This window comes from Variovorax sp. ISS6, assembly GCF_056523145.1.
In genome coordinates, this window is record NZ_JAWRZC010000002.1 from 83,356 (window position 1) to 100,963 (window position 17,608).

Annotated in this window: 16 protein-coding genes; 13 read left to right on the forward strand and 3 right to left on the reverse strand. The window is 71.5% G+C overall.

All coding sequences use genetic code 11. The features are described 5' to 3' along the window. Positions 1 to 20 precede the first annotated feature (20 nt). Genes AC1HIL_RS32410 through AC1HIL_RS32420 form a run of 3 tightly spaced genes read right to left on the reverse strand, consistent with a single transcriptional unit; the run spans position 21 to position 2,669 of the window. A complete protein-coding gene (locus tag AC1HIL_RS32410; protein WP_261213228.1) occupies positions 21 to 923 on the reverse strand; it encodes an amino acid ABC transporter substrate-binding protein in 903 nt (300 codons plus the stop codon). Between the two features lie 33 nt (positions 924 to 956). Further along, the gene (locus tag AC1HIL_RS32415; protein WP_479669195.1) at positions 957 to 1,643 is read right to left on the reverse strand and encodes an RraA family protein; all 687 of its coding nucleotides are present in this window, start codon (positions 1,641 to 1,643) and stop codon (positions 957 to 959) included. 6 nt (positions 1,644 to 1,649) lie between these two features. Then, positions 1,650 to 2,669 carry a Bug family tripartite tricarboxylate transporter substrate binding protein gene (locus AC1HIL_RS32420; protein ID WP_479669193.1) on the reverse strand — a complete coding sequence of 340 codons (1,020 nt, stop codon included), beginning with the start codon at positions 2,667 to 2,669 and terminating at the stop codon, positions 1,650 to 1,652. Between the two features lie 95 nt (positions 2,670 to 2,764). Between AC1HIL_RS32420 and AC1HIL_RS32425 the strand changes: the two genes are divergently transcribed. From AC1HIL_RS32425 to AC1HIL_RS32485, 13 genes are all read left to right on the forward strand, one after another. Beyond that, entirely contained in the window at positions 2,765 to 3,688 is a 924-nt protein-coding gene (locus AC1HIL_RS32425) for a LysR family transcriptional regulator (RefSeq protein WP_057589843.1), read from the forward strand. 102 nt (positions 3,689 to 3,790) lie between these two features. Beyond that, complete coding sequence (locus AC1HIL_RS32430; RefSeq protein WP_479669192.1) at positions 3,791 to 4,240, forward strand: hypothetical protein; 450 nt, start codon at positions 3,791 to 3,793, stop codon at positions 4,238 to 4,240. 194 nt (positions 4,241 to 4,434) lie between these two features. Next, entirely contained in the window at positions 4,435 to 4,998 is a 564-nt protein-coding gene (locus AC1HIL_RS32435) for a phosphatase PAP2 family protein (protein WP_422099079.1), read from the forward strand. After that, a complete protein-coding gene (locus tag AC1HIL_RS32440; RefSeq protein WP_172705300.1) occupies positions 4,995 to 6,008 on the forward strand; it encodes a glycosyltransferase family 2 protein in 1,014 nt (337 codons plus the stop codon). The genes AC1HIL_RS32435 and AC1HIL_RS32440 overlap by 4 nt, the downstream gene beginning before the upstream one ends. Then, positions 6,005 to 7,570 (forward strand): ArnT family glycosyltransferase, encoded by a 1,566-nt coding sequence (locus tag AC1HIL_RS32445; RefSeq protein WP_057589846.1) that lies wholly within the window; start codon positions 6,005 to 6,007, stop codon positions 7,568 to 7,570. The genes AC1HIL_RS32440 and AC1HIL_RS32445 overlap by 4 nt, the downstream gene beginning before the upstream one ends. Continuing rightward, positions 7,567 to 8,418: a ChbG/HpnK family deacetylase gene (locus AC1HIL_RS32450; RefSeq protein WP_479669191.1), complete on the forward strand. Its 852-nt coding sequence runs from the start codon at positions 7,567 to 7,569 to the stop codon at positions 8,416 to 8,418. The genes AC1HIL_RS32445 and AC1HIL_RS32450 overlap by 4 nt, the downstream gene beginning before the upstream one ends. A gap of 103 nt (positions 8,419 to 8,521) precedes the next feature. After that, on the forward strand, positions 8,522 to 9,031 hold the full coding sequence (locus tag AC1HIL_RS32455) for a sigma-70 family RNA polymerase sigma factor (protein WP_413765369.1): 510 nt from the start codon (positions 8,522 to 8,524) through the stop codon (positions 9,029 to 9,031). Beyond that, entirely contained in the window at positions 9,021 to 10,031 is a 1,011-nt protein-coding gene (locus AC1HIL_RS32460) for a FecR domain-containing protein (RefSeq protein WP_479669190.1), read from the forward strand. Before AC1HIL_RS32455 ends, AC1HIL_RS32460 begins: the two co-directional genes overlap by 11 nt. A gap of 135 nt (positions 10,032 to 10,166) precedes the next feature. After that, positions 10,167 to 12,608, forward strand: a complete 2,442-nt coding sequence (locus AC1HIL_RS32465; protein ID WP_479669189.1) for a TonB-dependent siderophore receptor — start codon at positions 10,167 to 10,169, stop codon at positions 12,606 to 12,608. An 11-nt stretch (positions 12,609 to 12,619) separates the two neighbouring features. Next, a complete protein-coding gene (locus AC1HIL_RS32470) occupies positions 12,620 to 13,357 on the forward strand; it encodes a DUF4198 domain-containing protein (RefSeq protein ID WP_479669188.1) in 738 nt (245 codons plus the stop codon). A gap of 87 nt (positions 13,358 to 13,444) precedes the next feature. After that, complete coding sequence (locus AC1HIL_RS32475) at positions 13,445 to 13,972, forward strand: sigma-70 family RNA polymerase sigma factor (protein WP_479669187.1); 528 nt, start codon at positions 13,445 to 13,447, stop codon at positions 13,970 to 13,972. Then, positions 13,969 to 14,925, forward strand: coding sequence for a FecR domain-containing protein (locus tag AC1HIL_RS32480; RefSeq protein WP_479669186.1), 957 nt, complete (start codon positions 13,969 to 13,971; stop codon positions 14,923 to 14,925). Before AC1HIL_RS32475 ends, AC1HIL_RS32480 begins: the two co-directional genes overlap by 4 nt. Before the next feature lie 128 nt (positions 14,926 to 15,053). After that, entirely contained in the window at positions 15,054 to 17,603 is a 2,550-nt protein-coding gene (locus AC1HIL_RS32485; RefSeq protein WP_479669185.1) for a TonB-dependent receptor, read from the forward strand. Positions 17,604 to 17,608 lie beyond the last annotated feature (5 nt).

Genomic DNA, 17,608 nt, shown 5'->3' on the forward strand with positions numbered 1-17,608 from the left:
ATCTCGCTGGGTGTCGTGGTCTATCGCGGGGCCGCGTAGCTTTCCATCGGCAGGTCGTTCGGGTCCTGCCAGAGCTTCTGCAGCGCGGCGGGCGGCGCCATGTTCAGCCGCACGTTGCGCGGTGGAATGGGTTCGGCGTACCACTTGTTCCACAGCGCCTTCATCTCGCCCGAACGCATCATGTCGCGCAGGGTCTGGTCGGCCAGCGCCTTGAGCGGCGCGTCGTCCTTGCTCAGCATGATCGCCAGCGGCTCGGTGTTGAGCACCTCGCCCACCACGGCGAAGTCGGCCGGGTTCCGCGCGTTCGCGATCGACGCATTGAGCAGGCCGGCGTCGATCACCCAGGCGTCGGCCTTGCCCGATTCGAGGATCAGGAAGCTCTCGGCGTGGTCCTTGCCGAGGATCTCGTTGAACTTCAGACCGGTGGCGCGGCTGTTGCGCCGCAGGTGCTGGACCGAGGTCGTGCCCGTGGTCGCGACCACGGTCCGGCCCTCGAGGTCCCTGATCGAGCGGATGCCCGAGTTGGCCCGCACCGCCATGCGCACCTCCTCGATGTAGGTGGTGAGCGTGAACGCGACGTCCTGCTGGCGGGCCTGGTTGTTGGTGGTGGAGCCGCACTCGAGGTCGACCGCGCCGTTCCTGACCAGCGGCACGCGGTTCTGCGAAGTGACGACCTGGTAGCGGACCTCGAGCTTCTGCAGGTTCAACTGCCTCTTGATCGCGGCGACGATCCGCTGGCAGATGTCGACCTGGAAGCCCACGGCCTGGTCGCTGCCCAGCACATAGGACATCGGCAGCGAGCTGTCGCGCACGCCGAGCGTGACGACGCCGGTGGCGCGGATGCGATCGAGGGTCTGGGCCGGTGCTTCGGCCGCGATGCCCAGCGCGAGCGCGACGGCCAGGAGGCTTGCGAGTTTCTTCATGAAGTACCTCGGGAAGGATCGATGCGGACCGGCCTATCGCGTTTCGGCGGGACGGCGTTCTTCCATCACCGCCGCGAAGTGCCTGTCGTGCATGGCCTCGGCCACCGACTGGCCGGCGCGGATGCGCGACACCATGCCGGCCTGCTTCGCGGCCGTTCGCTCGGCGATGTCGAGGACCTCGTCGATGCGCGCGGCCGGCACGAAGACCGTGCCGCAGCGGTCGGCGATCACGAAGTCGTCCTGCGCGACCTCGACACCGGCGACCGTCACGGGTGCGCCCGAGCTCGTCTGCATCAGGCGGTTGCGCGCACTGACCATGGTGACGCCGCGGCCGTACACCGGATAGCCGATCTCCTCGCTGCCGTCGATGTCGCGGCTGAAGCCGTCGATCACCGTGCCGCGGATGTGCTTCATCGTGGCGGCATTGGCGACGATGTCGCCCCAGCACGAGACGCCCTCGATGCCGCCGGCGATCACCAGCACCCGGTCGTCGCCCTGGCTCTCGGCGATCACACTGGTGATGGGATGCACCGTGAGGCCGCCGTCGGCCTGCTTGGGCGCCAACTGGATGGTGGAGGCGCGGCCGACGATCCTCGGGCAATGCCACAGCGGGCGCAGGCCCACGGTGGCGCCGGGCAGTTCGAGGAAGTCGAGCGCGTCGGACACGGTGTTGGTGTCGAGGTCGGCGAGGCGGGCGAGTCGTTGGGCGTCGGTGCTCATGGTCTTTCAGGGGCTGGTGATGCGGAGGTTCGACCGCTGGGCGATCGATCGGTAGAGCCTGCTTTCCGTCGCGATGAGCGCGGCGAACTCCGCGCTGCTCGATCCGATCGCCTGCAGGCCCTTGTCGTCCATGGCGGCCACGAACTTCGGGTTCGCGGCGATCTCGCGCGCGGCGGCTTCGAGCGCCGCGGCGATCGGGCCGGGCAGGCCCTTCGGCGCCCAGAGCCCGTACCAGGTGTAGAACTCCAGGCCCTGCAGGCCGGCCTCCTCGGTGGTGGGAATCTCGGGCGCGGAGCGCAGCCGGGTCTTTCCGGTCACGGCTAGCGCGCGCACCCGGCCGCCGCGGGCCAGGGGCACGGCGGTCACCGCGGGATCGAACATCGCCGACACCTGGCCGCCCATCAGGTCGTTGAGCGCGGGCGCGTTGCCCTTGTAGGGAACGATCAGCAGGTCGAGCCCGTTGATGCGGTTGAAGAGCTCCTCGGCCAGGTGGCTGGCGGAGCCGATCACGGAGGTGGCGAAGCTGATGTCCTTCGGCTGCGAGCGCGCCAGCCGGACGAACTCCGCGAGCGACTTCACCGGCAGCGCCGGGCTCGCCATCAGCACCAGCGGGCCCTTCGCCACCTGGCTGATCGGCGTGAAGTCCTCGAGCGCGCGGTAGGGCGTCTTGTCGAGCACCTCGGGGTTGATCACGTGCGCCGACGGATTGAACAGCAGCGTGTAGCCATCGGGCCGGGCCCGCATGACGTCGAGCGTGCCGATGTTCCCCGAGGCGCCGGGCTTGTTGTCGATCACGATCGGCTGCCCGAGCCTGTCGGCCAGCAGCAGGCCGAAGCCGCGGGCGACGACGTCCGCGGCGCCGCCCGCGGGATAGGGCACGACCATCCGGATCGGCTTGTCGGGATAGCCGGCCTGCGCGGCCCCGCCGAGGACGGGCAGCACGAGCGGCAGCGCCAGCGCGCCGCGAACCAGCAGCCGCCACAGGCGGCGCGCAACGGCATCGAGGGAGGCGATCGAGTCTTTCATGGCGTTCATCGAGGCAAGGAAGCACCGATGTTCCGGGGCCGTGCCTGATACGTCCATTCGCAAGACAGGAAGAACTTGATACGCTTGGCCTATCGATGATCAACTTTCGCCTGCTCCGCCATCTCTACCTTTTCTCGGTGGTCGCCGAGGAGCTGCACTTCCGGCGCGCCGCGGCGCGGCTGGGCATGTCGCAGCCGCCGCTCACCGAACAGATCCAGGTGCTGGAGGCCGCGCTCAAGGTGCGGCTCTTCGAGCGCTCGAGCAAGGGCGTGCAGCTCACGGCCGAGGGCGCGGCCATCCTGCCGGCCGTGAAGAAGCTGGTGTTCCAGATGGACCGCGTGGAGGTTTCGGTGCAGGAGGCACTGCGCGGCCGCGGGCGCATGCTCACCATCGGCGCCATCACCACGGCCATGGCCAGTCCCCTGCCCGCCGTGATCGAGCAGCTGAAGGCCGAGGTGCCGGACGCGAGCATCTCGGTGATCGAGATCGACAGCGCCGAGGCACTGGTCGCGCTCGACGAGGGCGCGATCGACGTCGCCTTCGCGCGCATCGAGGGCGATGCGGGGCTGCAGGTCCAGGCGCGGCCGCTGCGCACCGAACGGCTCGGCGTCGCCCTGCCGTCATGGCACCGGCTGGCCGCGCGCAAGACCATCGCGATGCGCGAACTCGCGGACGAGGAGTTCATCATGTTCCCGCGCGCGGTGAGCCCGAGCTTCTTCGACGGCATCGTCGCGGCCTGCCGCTCGCACGGCTTCACGCCGCGCATCCTGCACGAGTCGCGCTCGGTCACCTCGCAGATCGCCATGGTCGGCTGCAGCCAGGGCATCGCGCTGGTACCGCTGGGGCTGCACGACCTCGGTGGCGAGCGGGTCGCGATCAAGCCCTTGAAGGAACCCGTGGACATCGTGACCATCGCGGTCGCATGGAGCGCGAGGACGCGGGATCCGATGGTCGAGCGCGTCGTGGCCATCGCCGCCTCGATGGGCGCCGCCTACCGAAAGCCCGTGGCCGGGCGATGACAGATCCATGACGCAACCGGGTGGCGTCAGCCTTCGCGCAGCTTGCGGGATGCTGACCGGCCCGATCAGGTTCCGTTCACGCAAGGCTTCTAGCATCCGCGCATGCTGCTCGCACGCATCCGCCGATTCGCCGAAGCGCACCATCGCGCATGGTGCTTCGCGGGCATCCTGCTGGTGTTCCTGCAGCCCTTCATCGCCGTCCACTTCTGTTGCGACGGCATCGAGGACGAGCCCATGCTGCGGGTGCGCGCGCTCGGAGAAACGAGCCAGTTCGAGGCCGACGACCGCGAGAACCATGCCTCCGATCGCGAGACCACGATCTTTGCGCAGGTGCCCGCGGGCATCGATCACCCCCATGCGCTGAATGCGGGCCTGAACACACTGCTGGCGCTGGTGCTCGCGCTGCTGCCCCTGGCGCTGATCCCCATCCGGCCGATCCGGCCGGCCAGCCGTCTCGGCCCCGAGCAGGTGCCGCCCCGCGGTGGCGCGCCACCGCCCGCATTGCCGTGGAAGCGCCGCCCTCCCGCCGCCGCACCACCCCTCGCGCACTGAGAGAAGCGACGCCTCGCGCGTTGCCCCCCGCGCCGCGCATGCCTTGCCGCGGCAGCCCTTCTCTTCCTCGATCGGAGGTCTCCCGTGTTCGTCTTTTCCGGGTGCGCAAGCCGCGCCCTGTGCAGCCCTGCGCCGCTCGCGCGCATCGGCTTGCCCTCTTCAATCGTCTTCGCTGCCGCGTCGAGGCCTGCGCGATGAGCGATCTGAACATCGCCCTGTTCCAATGGCTCGCGGCCGGCACGCCGCCGGCGCGCCCGGCGCTGCTCCTCGCCACCGCCTTCGCGCTCGGCGGCGCCTGGCTCAGCGCCGGAATCGTCGGCCTCGCGATCTGGAAAAAGGCCGCCGACCGGGCCTACCTGTGGATCGTGCTCGCGGCCGCGGGGCCCTGCGCGATGCTCTCTCATGCCATCGCGTTGCGTCTGGACCAGCCGCGTCCCTTCGTGCTGGGCATGGCGCAGGCCTACATCGAGCACGCGGGCCGCGGCTCGCTGCCCAGCACGCATGCGAGCGTGATGTTCATGGTGGCCGCGGCCTGCCTGCTGCGCCCGAGCCTGCGCCGTGTCGGGCTCGCGCTGCTGGCATCGGCCATCGTCACGGGCTGGGCGCGCATCTACGTGGGCGTGCATTTCCCGCTCGACATCGCCGCCGGCCTCGCGCTCGGCACGGCGCTCGCATGCGCGCTGGCCGTCGCGCTGCGGCTCGCGCGCCGCCTGCTGCCCGCCGACGATACGGCGCCCGCGACCTGGAGGCTGCCGTGAACGCGCGCACACCCTTGCACCGCGCGCCCGAAGCGGTACTGGCGCCCACGGCCCCCGAGGCACGAACGCGCAGCCTCTCCTGCGTGATCCCCTGCTTCAACGAAGGCCCGAACCTGCGCCGGCTGCTGCCGCTGCTGGAAGACATCCTCTGGTCCACGCATCTGAGCTGGGAGATCGTGATCGTGGACGACGGCAGCACCGACGACACGGCCGCGGTGGCCGAGGCCTGGTGCGAGCTGCGCGGCTTCCGCTGCATCTCGCTGTCGCGCAATTTCGGCAAGGAGGCCGCGCTCACCGCGGGGCTGGCCGCGGCCGTGGGCGACGCGGTGGTGCTGCTCGACGGCGACCTGCAGCATCCGCCCGAGCTGCTGCACGCGATGCTCGCGCAGTGGCGCGCGGGCGCGGAAGTGGTCTATGCGGTGCGCGAGCGGCGCGACGATGAGAGCCGTTTCAAGCGGCTCGGCAGCCGGCTCTTCTATCGGCTGCTCAATGCCTCGGACCGCTTCGCGGTGCCCGAGGACGCGGGCGATTTCCGGCTGATGGACCGCAAGGTGGTCGACGCGCTGATGCGCCTGCCCGAGCGCGGCCGCTTCATGAAGGGGCTCTACGCCTGGGTCGGCTTCCGCGCGGTGGCGCTGCCCTACACGCCGGCGCCGCGCGCCGAGGGGCACTCGAGCTTCAACGCGCGCCGCCTCGTGCTGCTGGCGCTCGACGGGCTCACCGCCTTCACGACCTGGCCGTTGCGCATGGTGAGCGTGGCGGGCCTCGCGATCGCGCTGCCGGCCTTCGCCTATGGCCTCTACCTGTGCGTCGAACGGCTGCTGTTCGGCAACGCGGTGTCGGGCTGGACCACGATCGTCGTGAGCCTGATGTTCTTCATCGGCATCCAGCTGATCTCCACCGGCATCCTCGGCGAGTACGTCGCGCGAATCTACGAGGAGTCGAAGGGGCGGCCACTGTACGTGGTCCGCCGCGAGCGTGGCAGCGGCCTCGCCACGGAGGGTCCGTGAGCGGCGAGGCTCGAGGGCGCGCGCAGGTTCTGCGGGTCGGTATCGTGCTGGTCGCGTGGCTGCTGGCGACCTCGGGGGCCCGGTCGCTGATGGCGCCCGACGAAGGCCGCTACGTGGGGGTGGCGCTGGCCATGCTGCATTCGGGCGACTGGCTGGTGCCGCGGCTCGACGGCCTGCCCTTCTTCCACAAGCCGCCGCTGTTCTACTGGATCGGCGCCGCGGCGATGGGCGTGGCGGGGCCGGTCGAATGGGCCGCGCGGCTGCCCTCGGTGCTGGGCGCGAGCGCCGCCGGCATCGCGCTGTTCGCCTTCCTGCGGCGCTGGACCGACGACCGGCTGGCGCTGTGGTCGACGGTGGTGCTCGCCACCATGCCCTACTTCTTCCTGGGCGCGCAGTTCGCGAATCTCGACATGCTGGTGGCCGGCTGCATCTCGGCGACGGTGCTGCTCGCGGCCTGGGCGGTGCTGGCGCACGACGAGGGGCGGCCATGGCGCGCGGCGCTGGCGCTCGCGCATGCCGGCGCCGCCGCCGGCCTGCTCGCCAAGGGCCTGATCGGCCTGCTGCTGCCGTTCCTGGTGCTGGCCGCCTGGTGCGCCTGGACCCGGCGCCTGGCGACGCTGTGGCGGCTGTGCCGCTGGCTGCCCGGCTGGGCGCTGCTGCTCGCGCTCGCGGCGCCCTGGTTCGTGGCGATGCAGCGCGCGTATCCGGAGTTCTTCGACTATTTCGTGATCACGCAGCACTTCCGGCGCTTCGCCTCGAGCGGCTTCAACAACGAGCAGCCGTTCTGGTTCTACCTGCCGGTGCTGGCGGGCCTGACGCTGCCGTGGTCGCTCGGCCTGCTGCTGCCGCGCCGCGGGAACGCGGCGCCGGAGCCTGGCGCCGCCGCGCGCGACGTCGACCGGCTGATGTGGACCTGGCTGATCGTCATCGTGGTCTTCTTCTCGCTGCCGCGCTCGAAGCTCGTCGGCTACGTGCTGCCGGTGCTCGCGCCGCTGGCCTGCGTGGTGGCGCGGCGCATCCTGGCCAGCGGCCCGATGCGCGAAGGGCGGGGCCTGAAGGCGGCCGCCGCGGCGGCGATGGCGCTGTGCCTGGCGGGCGTGGGCACGCTGGTCGCGATGCCGCAGCCGGGCGCGCGGCTGCGCCTGCCCGCGGACGCGCGCATCGGACCCGACGACCAGGTGCTGATGCTCGACAGCTACATCTACGAGATCCCGTTCTACTGGCATCTGCGCGCGCCGGTGATGGTGCTCGGCGAATGGAAGAACCGGCCGGAGCCCGAGCGCGACGACTGGCGCAAGGAACTCGCGGATGCCGCGCGCTTCGACGAGGCCCGGGCCTCGCGGCTGCTGGTCGATGCATCGCGGCTGCCCGCGATCCTGTGCGCGCCTCGCGTCACCTGGCTGGTCGGCCCCAACAACTCGCAGCTCCAGCATCCGTGGCTCGCGGGCACGAAGCTGGTGGCGGTCAACGACCGGCTGGCCGTCTGGCGCCACGACGGCGCGGCGCGCCGCGGATCGCATTGCGCGGGCCTGTCCGACGACCTGCCGGAGCGGCAACCATGAACGCATCGCCGCGCGACACGGCCCCCGAGGGCACCCGGCCGGTCTGCATCTGCGCCGACGACTTCGGCATGGGGCATGCCATCAACGAAGCGGTGCTCGCGCTGGTCGAGCACGAGCGCCTCAGTGCCGTGGGCTACATGGTGCGCCGCGCCGCCTGGTCGTCGGGCGCGCGCCTGCTGCGCCGGCTCGACCGGCAACGCACCGACATCGGCCTGCACCTGGACCTGACGCCGCCGGCCGCGCCCGGCGGCCGCGAGCCGGGCCTGCTCGGCCTGCTGGTCGCGCCTCGGCTGCGCCCGGCGGCACGGCAGGCGATCCAGGCGGAGATCCGCACCCAGCTCGCGCGCTTCGAGGACGCGATGGGCCGCGCGCCCGCCTTCGTCGACGGCCATCGGCACGTGCACCAGTTCGCGGGAGTGCGCGAGCTGCTGGTCGCCGAGCTCGCGCGCCGCTATCCCGATGCGCCGCCGTGGCTGCGCAGCACCGAGCCCGTCTGGCGCCGCGGCAGCGACGGCTTCAAGGCCGGTGTCATCCACCGCCTGGGCGGCGCGGCGCTCGCGGCGCTGGCGCGCGAGCACGGCATCCCCATCAGCCGGCGCCTGCTCGGGGTCTACGGTTTCTCGGGCGACGGCCAGGCCTATCGCGCGCGCCTGCTGGCCTGGCTCGCGGTGGCCGGGCGCGGTGACGTGCTGATGTGCCATCCCTCGCTGGGCCGCGTGCCCGGCGATCCGCACGGCGCGGCGCGCATGCGCGAATACGCGGTGCTGCGCGCGCTGGCGCTGCCCGCGGCCGGCGAGCCGGGCGCGATCCGGATCGCGCCGCTGTCGGCGGTGCTCCAGGGCGGCTGAACGTCGCCGGCGTTGTCCGGTCGCGACGGTCGCGGCCGGCATGCACACGAAGTTCGTACAATGAGAACCATTCTCAACGAGCCGTGCGGCCTGCCGTCCTCCGATGTCCACCTCCGATGCCTCCGTGCGACTGGTCGCCGCGCTGTACGGCGAACACCATTCGTGGCTGCTGCAGATGCTGCGGCGCAAGCTCGGCAACCTCGAGAACGCGGCCGACCTGGCGCAGGACACCTTCGCGCGCATCCTGTCGGCCGACGAGACCGGCCCGCTGCGCGAACCGCGCGCCTACCTCACGACCGTGGCCGGCCGCATCGCGGCGCAGTACTTCCGTCGCCTCGCGCTCGAGCGCGCCTACCTCGAGGCGATCGCCCACCTGCCCGAGGCCACGAGCCCCTCGCCCGAGGAGCGCCTGCTGGTGCTCGAGGCGCTGGCCGCGGTCAGCCGCGTGCTCGACGGGCTGAAGCCGCGCACGCGCGAGGTCTTCCTGCTGTCGCAGCTCGACGGCCTGCCCTATGCGGAGATCGCGCAGCGGCTCGGCCTGTCGATCCACGTCGTGCAGAAGGACATGGTGAAGGCCTACGCGCATTGCTACGACGCCGTCTATGGCGGCTGAGACCGGCACGGCGCCGCGGCGCGCGGTCTTCCAGCCCGCGGGCGATGCGGCGCTCGATCGCGCCATCGTCGCGCAGGCGGTCGAATGGCTGGTGCGGCTGCAATCGGGCGCCGCCTCCGCCGCCGAGCGCGCGGCCTGCGAGCATTGGCGCGGCGCGCATCCCGACCACGAGCAAGCCTGGCAGCGCGTGCGCGGCCTCGGTGCCGACCTGCGCGACGGCGTGCACGGCCTCGCGCCCGAGACGGCCCGCGGCGCATTGCGCGGCGCCGACGCGGCGCGGCGGCGCTGGGCGCTCAAGGCCTTCGTGCTGGCCGCGAGCGGCGGCGTGGGCGCCTGGGTGCTGCGCGACGACATGGCCTACTGGCGCGCCGACTATCGAACCGCCACCGGCGAACGGCGCGACGTGCTGCTGCCGGACGGCACGCGCGTGGCGCTGAACACGCGCAGCGCGATCGACGTGGATTTCGGCGCGGCCGAGCGCGGCATCCGCCTGCTCGGCGGCGAGATCATGGTCAGCTCGGGCCACGACCCGGCCGCGCGGCCGCTGGTCGTGCATGCGGGGCCCGCGCGCGTGGTGCCGATCGGCACGCGCTTCCTGGTGCGCGCGCCCGATGCCTCCGCCCCGGGGCAGGTCGTCGTGCTCGAAGGCCAGGTCGAGCTCGGCGTGGCCGGCCGCGAAGGCACGCTGCGCCTGCCCGCGGGCCAAGCCGCGCGCTACGCGGCGGATGGCATCTCGGCACCCGAGCCCGGCAGCGAGAACGCCGCGGCCTGGACCCAGGGCGTGCTGGTGGTCGAGCGCATGCGGCTCGACGACTTCCTCGTGGAGCTGGGGCGCTATAGGCCGGGTGTGCTGCGCTGCGACCCGGCGGTGGGCGCCATCCTCGTGAGCGGCGCGTTCCCGGTCGCGCGGACCGATGCGGTGCTCGACATGCTCGAAGAAGCGCTGCCGGTGCGTCGCCGTTCGCTCGGGCCCTACTGGACGACGATCGCGGCGCGATAGCAGGGGCAACGGGCCGCGAAAAAAAGATCGAAGAAAAACGGCAGGTTTCCAGACCTCGTGCATCAAGCAGGAAGAGACACCCCGCGGCGAAGGCCGCGGGGCCCCATCTTCCAACGATCACGGAGAGTTCTTCCCATGGCATTCGATGCTCGGTCCGCCGCCCGGACCGGCCCCTTCCCGCTCGCGCCCTTCGCCCGCTCCGGCTGCCTGAGCGCGGCCCTGGCGCTGCTCGGTGCCTCGGCCGCCCCGACGCTGGCCCAGCCCGCGCCGGCCGCCGAGGCTGCGCGCAGCTATGCCACCGGCGCCGGCTCGCTCGACAGCGTGCTGGGCCGCTTCGGCCGCGAGTCGGGCACCATGATCGCGATCGACCCGACCCTGACGCAGGGCCTCGCGAGTCCCGGCCTGCAGGGCCGCTACGCGGTGCACGAGGCCCTGGCCAGGCTGCTGGCCGGCAGCGGCCTCGAGGCGGTGCCGGGGGCCGGCGGCGGCTGGCGACTGCGCCGCATCGGCGCGCTGGCCACCGGTGCGAGCGCGCCGTCCGACGCGGCCGCCGAGGCCGCGGCGCGCACCGGCACGCTGGCGCCGGTGGTGGTCAGCGCCCAGCGCGAACGGCTCTACGACGTGCAGGACGTGAACGCCGGCGCGCTCGGCGTGCGTTCGCTGCAGGACCTGCCCTTCGCGGTCGGCTCCTACACCGTCGACACCATCGAGAACCAGCGCGCGCGCACCGCGCTCGACGTGCTGCGCAACGATCCCTCGGTCACGCCCACCTCGGGCTTCTCCTCGTTCGACGGCGTCGCGGTGCGCGGCTTCTCGGCCAATTCCTTCAACAACGTGCGCCGCGACGGCCTGCTGGCGAACATCTACAGCGACGTGCCGCTGGAGAACAAGGAGCGCGTCGACGTGCTCAAGGGGCTGTCGGGCTTCCTCTACGGCGTGGGCGAACCCAGCGGCATCGTCAACTACGTGCTCAAGCGCCCGACGCGCGAGCGCTTCGCCAGCGTGAGCGCCGAGGTGCGCAGCTACGCCGGCCGCTATGCCAGCGTCGATGCCGGCGGTCCGCTGAACGAGGCCGGCACCGTGGGCTACCGCTTCAATGCCGCGAGCGAGCGGGTCGGCGACTTCACCCATTTCGGCGACCTGCGGCGCGACTTCCTCAGCGGCGCGGTGGACATCAAGCTCAACCGCGACGCGCTGCTGCAGCTCGACTTCGACTGGCAGCGCAAGTCGCTGGCCGCCAGCGGCATGATCGGCCCGCGCAGCGACGGCCTGCTGGTGCCCGCGCGCAGCTTCGATCCACGCACGCTGGTCGGCCAACCCTGGGGCCAGTACAAGACCGACGCGTGGAATCTCGGCGCGCGGCTGAACTACGCGCTCGGCGAGCACTGGGACCTGACGGCGCAGCTCGCGCTGAGCCGCACCAAGCGCAACGCGATCTTCTTCAATGCCTCGAAGGTGGCGCCGAACGGCGACGTGCTCGCCGGCAACACGCGCTACGAGGGCGAGGCCTATCCCACCACCGCGGGCCAGGTGTTCACGACCGGACGTTTCGACACCGGCTCGATCGGGCACGAGGCGGTCATCGGCTACTCGTACTCGAGCCTGCAGTCGCCCGACGGCGACTACCTGCGCTTCCCGCAGTACATCGGCAATATCTACCGGCCGCTGCCCTACTTCGCGCCCTTCATTCCCGAGGACACGCACCTGCCCGCGAGCAAGGCGCGCCAGAGCAGCCTGTTCGCGAGCGACACGATCTCCTTCGGGCCGAACTGGCAACTGCTGATCGGCGCGCGCCACATCGACTACGGCAGCGACATCGGCAGCAAGTACGACGGCACGCCGAAGTACACGACCAACGTGACCGTGCCCACGGTGAGCGCGATGTACAAGCCCTCGGAGCGCACCACCTTCTATGCGACCTATGGCGAGGGCTTCGAGCAGGGAGCCTATGCACCGAGCTACGCCGACAACGCGCTGCAGAAGCTCGGGCCGATCAAGAGCCGGCAGTACGAGATCGGCGTGAAGAGCCGCGTGCGCGACGGGCTGATGGTGACGGCCGCGGCCTTCGACATGGACAAGCCACTGCAGGCGGTCTCGCCGGCCGACAACGTCTTCCGCGAGCAGGGCCGCCAGCGGCATCGCGGCGTGGAGTTCACGGCCAATGGCGAGATCACGCCGCAACTCAGTGGCATCGCCGGCGTGTCCTGGCTCGATGCGCAGCAGCGTGAGACCGGCGACCCCGCGCTCGAGGGCCGCCGCCCGAGCAACGTGGCGCGCTTCCAGGCCAACCTGTTCCTCGACTACCGGCTGATGGCGGTGCCGGGGCTGTCGCTCAACACCGGCATCTACCACGTCGGCAACCGGCCGCTGGACCGCGCCAACACGCTGATCGTGCCGAGCTTCACGCGCTGGGACCTGGGCGCGGCCTACGTCACACGGCTGATGGGCGCGCAATCGATCCTGCGGCTGTCGATCGAGAACGTGACGAACCGGCGCTACTGGAGCTCGGTCAACTACGGCGGCGTGACGCAGGGCAATCCGCGCATCGTCCGGCTGTCGATGACGGCCAACTTCTGACGGAGACCCGCATGAAGATCGATGCAAGAAGTGGCCTGCGGCACATGGTCCTGGCGCTCGCGGCCCTGTGCTGCGGCGCGTCGGCGGCCCATGGCGTGTGGGTCGCGCAGCGCGCGGGCGAGCTGGCCGTGGTGCTCGGCGAAGGCGCGCTCGACGAGGCCTACGAGCCGCGGCAGCTGCGCGAGACGAAGGCCTTCACCGCCAGCGGCGCGGCAGCGCAGGCGCAGGTGTCGGCGCGTGCGCGCAACGCGGTGGTCGAGCCGGCGAAGGATGCGGCCGTGCTGTGGGTGGCGCTCGAGGACGGCTTCTGGTCGCAGGGCCGCGACGGCAAGTGGGTCGGCGGCTCGCGCCGGCAGGTGCCCGATGCGCGCAAGGCCGGGCACTACATGAAGTACGGCACGACCCTGCTCGCGCCGGTCCGCCTGCCGTTCGCGCCGCTCGGTGCCGAACTGGAGATCGTGCCGCTGGCCGATCCCTTCGCATTGCGGCGCGGCCAGCGCCTCGCGGTTCGCGTGCTGTCGAAGGGCCAGCCGGTGGCGGGTGTGGAGGTGATCGGCGATTTCACGGGCCACACCGCGGGTCCGCGCGTGAGGACGGACCGCGAGGGCCGCGCGACGGTCACGCTGGGCAGCAGCGGCCTCAACGTGATCGCGGCCTCGCTGGTGCGCCCGCGCGGCGACACCAGCGAGGCCGACGAGGACGGGCTGGAAGCCACCCTCGCCTTCGTGCTGCCGCGCGCCGGCCACTGAGCGGGGGCGCGTAGCCACAAGGCATTACAATGCGAAGGATTCCTATTTAGAAACAGAGGGCGGCAGCAGGTCTGCACGAGAAAGCGCATGGTGGTCGGCGAATCAGCCCTGCAGCGGGAGGTCCACGCGCTCTACAGCGATCACCACGGGTGGCTCTGCGGGTGGCTGCGGAGCCGGCTCGGCAACAGCTGCGACGCGGCGGACATCGCGCACGACACCTTCATGCGCGTGTGGACCGGCTACCGCGCCGATGCCATTCCGCCGCTGCGCGAGCCGCGCGCCTACCTCACGACCGTGGCGCGGCGCCTGATGGTCAATCACTTCGAGCGCCAGTCGCTCGAGCGCGCCTACCTGGCCTCGCTGGCCCTGCTGCCCGAGGCGCTGGTGCCCTCGGTCGAGGAGCGCGCGATCCTGCTCGAAACGCTGCACGAACTCGACGCCCTGCTCGACGAACTCCCGCCCGCGGTGCGCACCGCCTTCCTGATGTCGCAGCTCGAAGGCCTGTCCTATGACGAGATCGCCGCGCGGCTGAAGCTCAGCGTGCGGACCGTCACGCGCTACATGGCGCAGGGGTTCCGGCAATGCCTGCGGCTGATGCTGGCGCAGGACGCGTGAGACCCGCGGGCGCCCCGGTCGATCCCCGGCTGCTCGACGAAGCCGCGCAGTGGCTCGCGCGCCTGCATGCCGGGCGCCCGAGCGCGGCCGACCTGCAAGGCTGCGAGGCATGGCGCAACCAGAGCCCCGAGCACCAGCGCGTCTGGCAGAGCGCCGAGCAATTGAGCCGCCGCTTCGGCGCGGTGCCCGCGGCCGTGGGCATGCCGGTGCTCGACCGGCGCCGGGACGCGGCCGGCCGGCGCGCGCTGCTGCGCACGGTGGCGCTGCTGCTCGGCGTGCCATCGGCTGCATGGATCGGCTATCGCACCCTGCCCTGGCAGGCGATCGGCGCGGACATCAGCACCGCCACCGGCGAGCGCAGGCACCTGACGCTGCCCGACGGCAGCGGGCTCGACCTCGACACCGCATCGGCCGTGAGCCTGGACTTCGACGACACGCAGCGGCTGCTGCGCCACCGGGCCGGGGAGATCCTGATCGAGACCGCGCCCGACCCGCGCCCCTTTCTCGTGCGGACCGCGCATGCCAGCCTGCGCGCGCTCGGCACGCGCTTCGTGGTGCGCAGCGACGACGCGCGCGGCCGGCTCGGCGTGCTGGAAGGCGCGGTCGAGATCCGGCCCGTGCGCAATCCCGATGCCACCGTCATCGTGGCCGCGGGTCGCCAGGCCGTCTTCAGCGCGACGAGCGTGTCGGCGCCACGCGCGCTGCCAGCCGGCGCCGATGCCTGGGCGCGCGGCGTGCTCTATGCCGAGGAGATGCGGCTCGCGGACTTCGCGGCCGAGCTCGCGCGCTACCGCAGCGGTGTCCTGCACTGCGATCCGGCGGCGGCCGAGATCCGCGTCTCGGGCGCCTTCCAGCTCGACGACACCGACCGGATCCTGGAACTGCTGGCCCAGACCCTGCCGGTGCGCATCGAATCCAGAACGCGCTACTGGGTGACCATCGCCGCGCGTTGACCGACCACCACCCCTTTGGCCCGCCATCCCGGCGGGTTCTTTTTTTGCGCCGCCCTGTCCGGTTTTCGCGGCTCGCCTGTCATGCAGGACGAGACCCGCTTTCAACGATCGACGACAGGAACCCCTTCATGACCGAACGGCCCCGCCCTTCCGCTTCCCGAACCCTCCGCGCGGCGCCGCCGCGCCCGCTCGTGCGCAGCGTGCGCGGCGCGCTGTGCCTGCTCGGCCTGTGCGGCACGCTGGCCGCGCCGCTGGCCCGGGCCGCCGATCCCGCCGTGGCACAGGCCGCCGCGCGCTACGACATTCCCGCCGGCCCGCTGGGCCCGGCGCTGCTGAATTTCGCGGGCCAGGCCGGCGTCAACCTCAGCATGGACCTGGCGCGCACGCGCGGCCTCTCGACGCCGGGCCTGCGCGGCGCGTTCGCGGTGCAGGAAGGCTTCGAACGCCTGCTGGCCGGCAGCGGCCTGCGCACGCGCGCGCTGGGCGGCGGCAACTTCACGCTGGAGGCAGCCGATGCGGCGGTACCGGCCAGCCGTCCCGCGCCCGCACCCGCGGGCGCCGCCGCGCCGGCCGCCGATCCCGCGAGCCCGGTCGATTCGCTCGCGCCGATCACGGTCACCGATCGCACCCAGAGCAACCTGATGGCACCCACGCGCCAGGTCACGGTGATCGAGCGCCAGGAGCTCGAGGTCCTGCGCCAGGGCTCCGACAGCGTGGCCACCCTGCTGAGCAAGGTGGTGCCCGGCATGGCCGACTCCAGCCACACCATCACCGACTATGGCCAGACCCTGCGCGGACGCAACATGCTGGTGCTGGTCGACGGCATTCCGCTCAACACCAACCGCGACTCCTCGCGCAACCTCGCCAACGTCAATCCGGCCGACGTCGAGCAGATCGAGGTGCTGCGCGGCAGCAGCGCGATCTACGGCAGCGGCGCGGCCGGCGGCATCGTCTCCATCCGCACGCGCCAGCCCGACGGGCAGACCCGCGCCGAGACCACGGTGACCGGCGTGACGCCGCTGTCGCGCATCGGCTCGGCGGGCTTCGGCGGCGAGGTGCAGCACTACCTCTCGGGCGCGGGCGAGAAGCTCGACTACACGCTGAGCCTCGGCGCGCGCCACGTCGGTGCCTCCTACGACGCCAAAGGCAACCGCATCGCGCCCGAGCCCAGCCAGGGCGACCTGTTCGACTCGAACATCTACAGCGCCTCGGCCAAGATCGGCTGGCGCATCGATGCGAACCAGCGGCTGCAGCTGTCCGCGAGCCACTACGACGCGAAGCAGGACACCGACTACGGCTCCGATCCCTCGGTGGCGAAGCTGCCCGCCGGCAGCGCCGCAGCCCGGCCGCTGCGCGGGCTGCAGCTGGCCGAGCAGAACCGCGTGAAGAACACGCTGGTGGGCATCGACTACCAGCACCGCGACATCGCCGGCAGCTCGCTGGCCGCGCAGTTCTACTACCGCGACTTCTTCACCCGCTTCGCGCCCTTCGATGCGCGCGGCGTGTCGGTGCGCGGCGCCAACGTGGACCAGGTCACGCAGAACTCCGAGGTCTACGGCGGCCGGCTGACCATCAAGACGCCGCTGGGCGCGGACAGGAAGACGCAACTGACCTGGGGCGCCGACTTCAATCAGGAACGCAGCGACATGCCGCTGGACGTGTTCGAGCCGCGCCTGTACGACCTGAGCGGCGGCCTGAGTTTCCTCAAGACCGGCTCGCGCATCTTCATGCCGCCGATCACCACGCGCAGCCTCGGCGGCTTCGCCCAGCTGCAGCACCGCTTCGACGACCGGTGGTCGGTCGAAGGCGGCGTGCGCTACGACCGCGCCCGCACGCGCTTCGACAGCTTCGTGCCGCTGTCGCAATCGCGCGTGGCCAACCCGCGTGCCGTCAACGGCGGCGCGGTCGACTACAAGGGCTGGACCTACAACGCGGGCCTTGTCTTCAACCCGACCAAGGCGCACGACCTCTACCTGTCGTACAGCCAGGGCTTCGAGCTGCCCGACATCGGCCTGCAGGTGCGCAATGCCACACCGGCCTTCAACATCGCGGGCTCCGACCTGCAGCCGGTCAAGACCGACACCTTCGAGCTCGGATGGCGCGGCCGCTTCTCCAACGTGGTCGCGAACCTCGCGGCCTTCCAGTCGCAGTCGGACCTCGGCGCCGTGCAGAGCTTCAACAACGGGCTGAACCTGCTGCGCACCAAGGAGCGCATCCACGGCCTCGAAGGCGCGCTCGACTACTTCAGCGACGACGAGCGCTGGGCCCTGGGCGGCAGCTTCACCTGGATGAAGGGCCGCGAACTGCCGCAGGGCGCCGCGCGCTACCAGGACATGACCGGCTACCGCATCCCGCCGCTCAAGCTGACGGCCTACGTCGAGTACAAACCCGATGGCCGGTGGAGCCACCGGCTGCAGGCGACCTCGTATGCGGGCAAGGACTACCGCCTCGACGGCGTGAGCAGCTTCGGACGCCGCGACACCAGCGGCTACACCACCGTCGACCTGATCAGCCGCTGGAAGATCGACGACAGGAACAACCTGGCGATCGGCGTGGAGAACCTCTTCAACCGGAAGTACTTCCCGCTCTACAGCCAGCTGCTTCGCAGCAACAACAACACGAGCCGCCTGCCGGCTCCCGGTGCCGTGCTGAAGCTGAGCTATACGCACCGCTGGTGATGGCG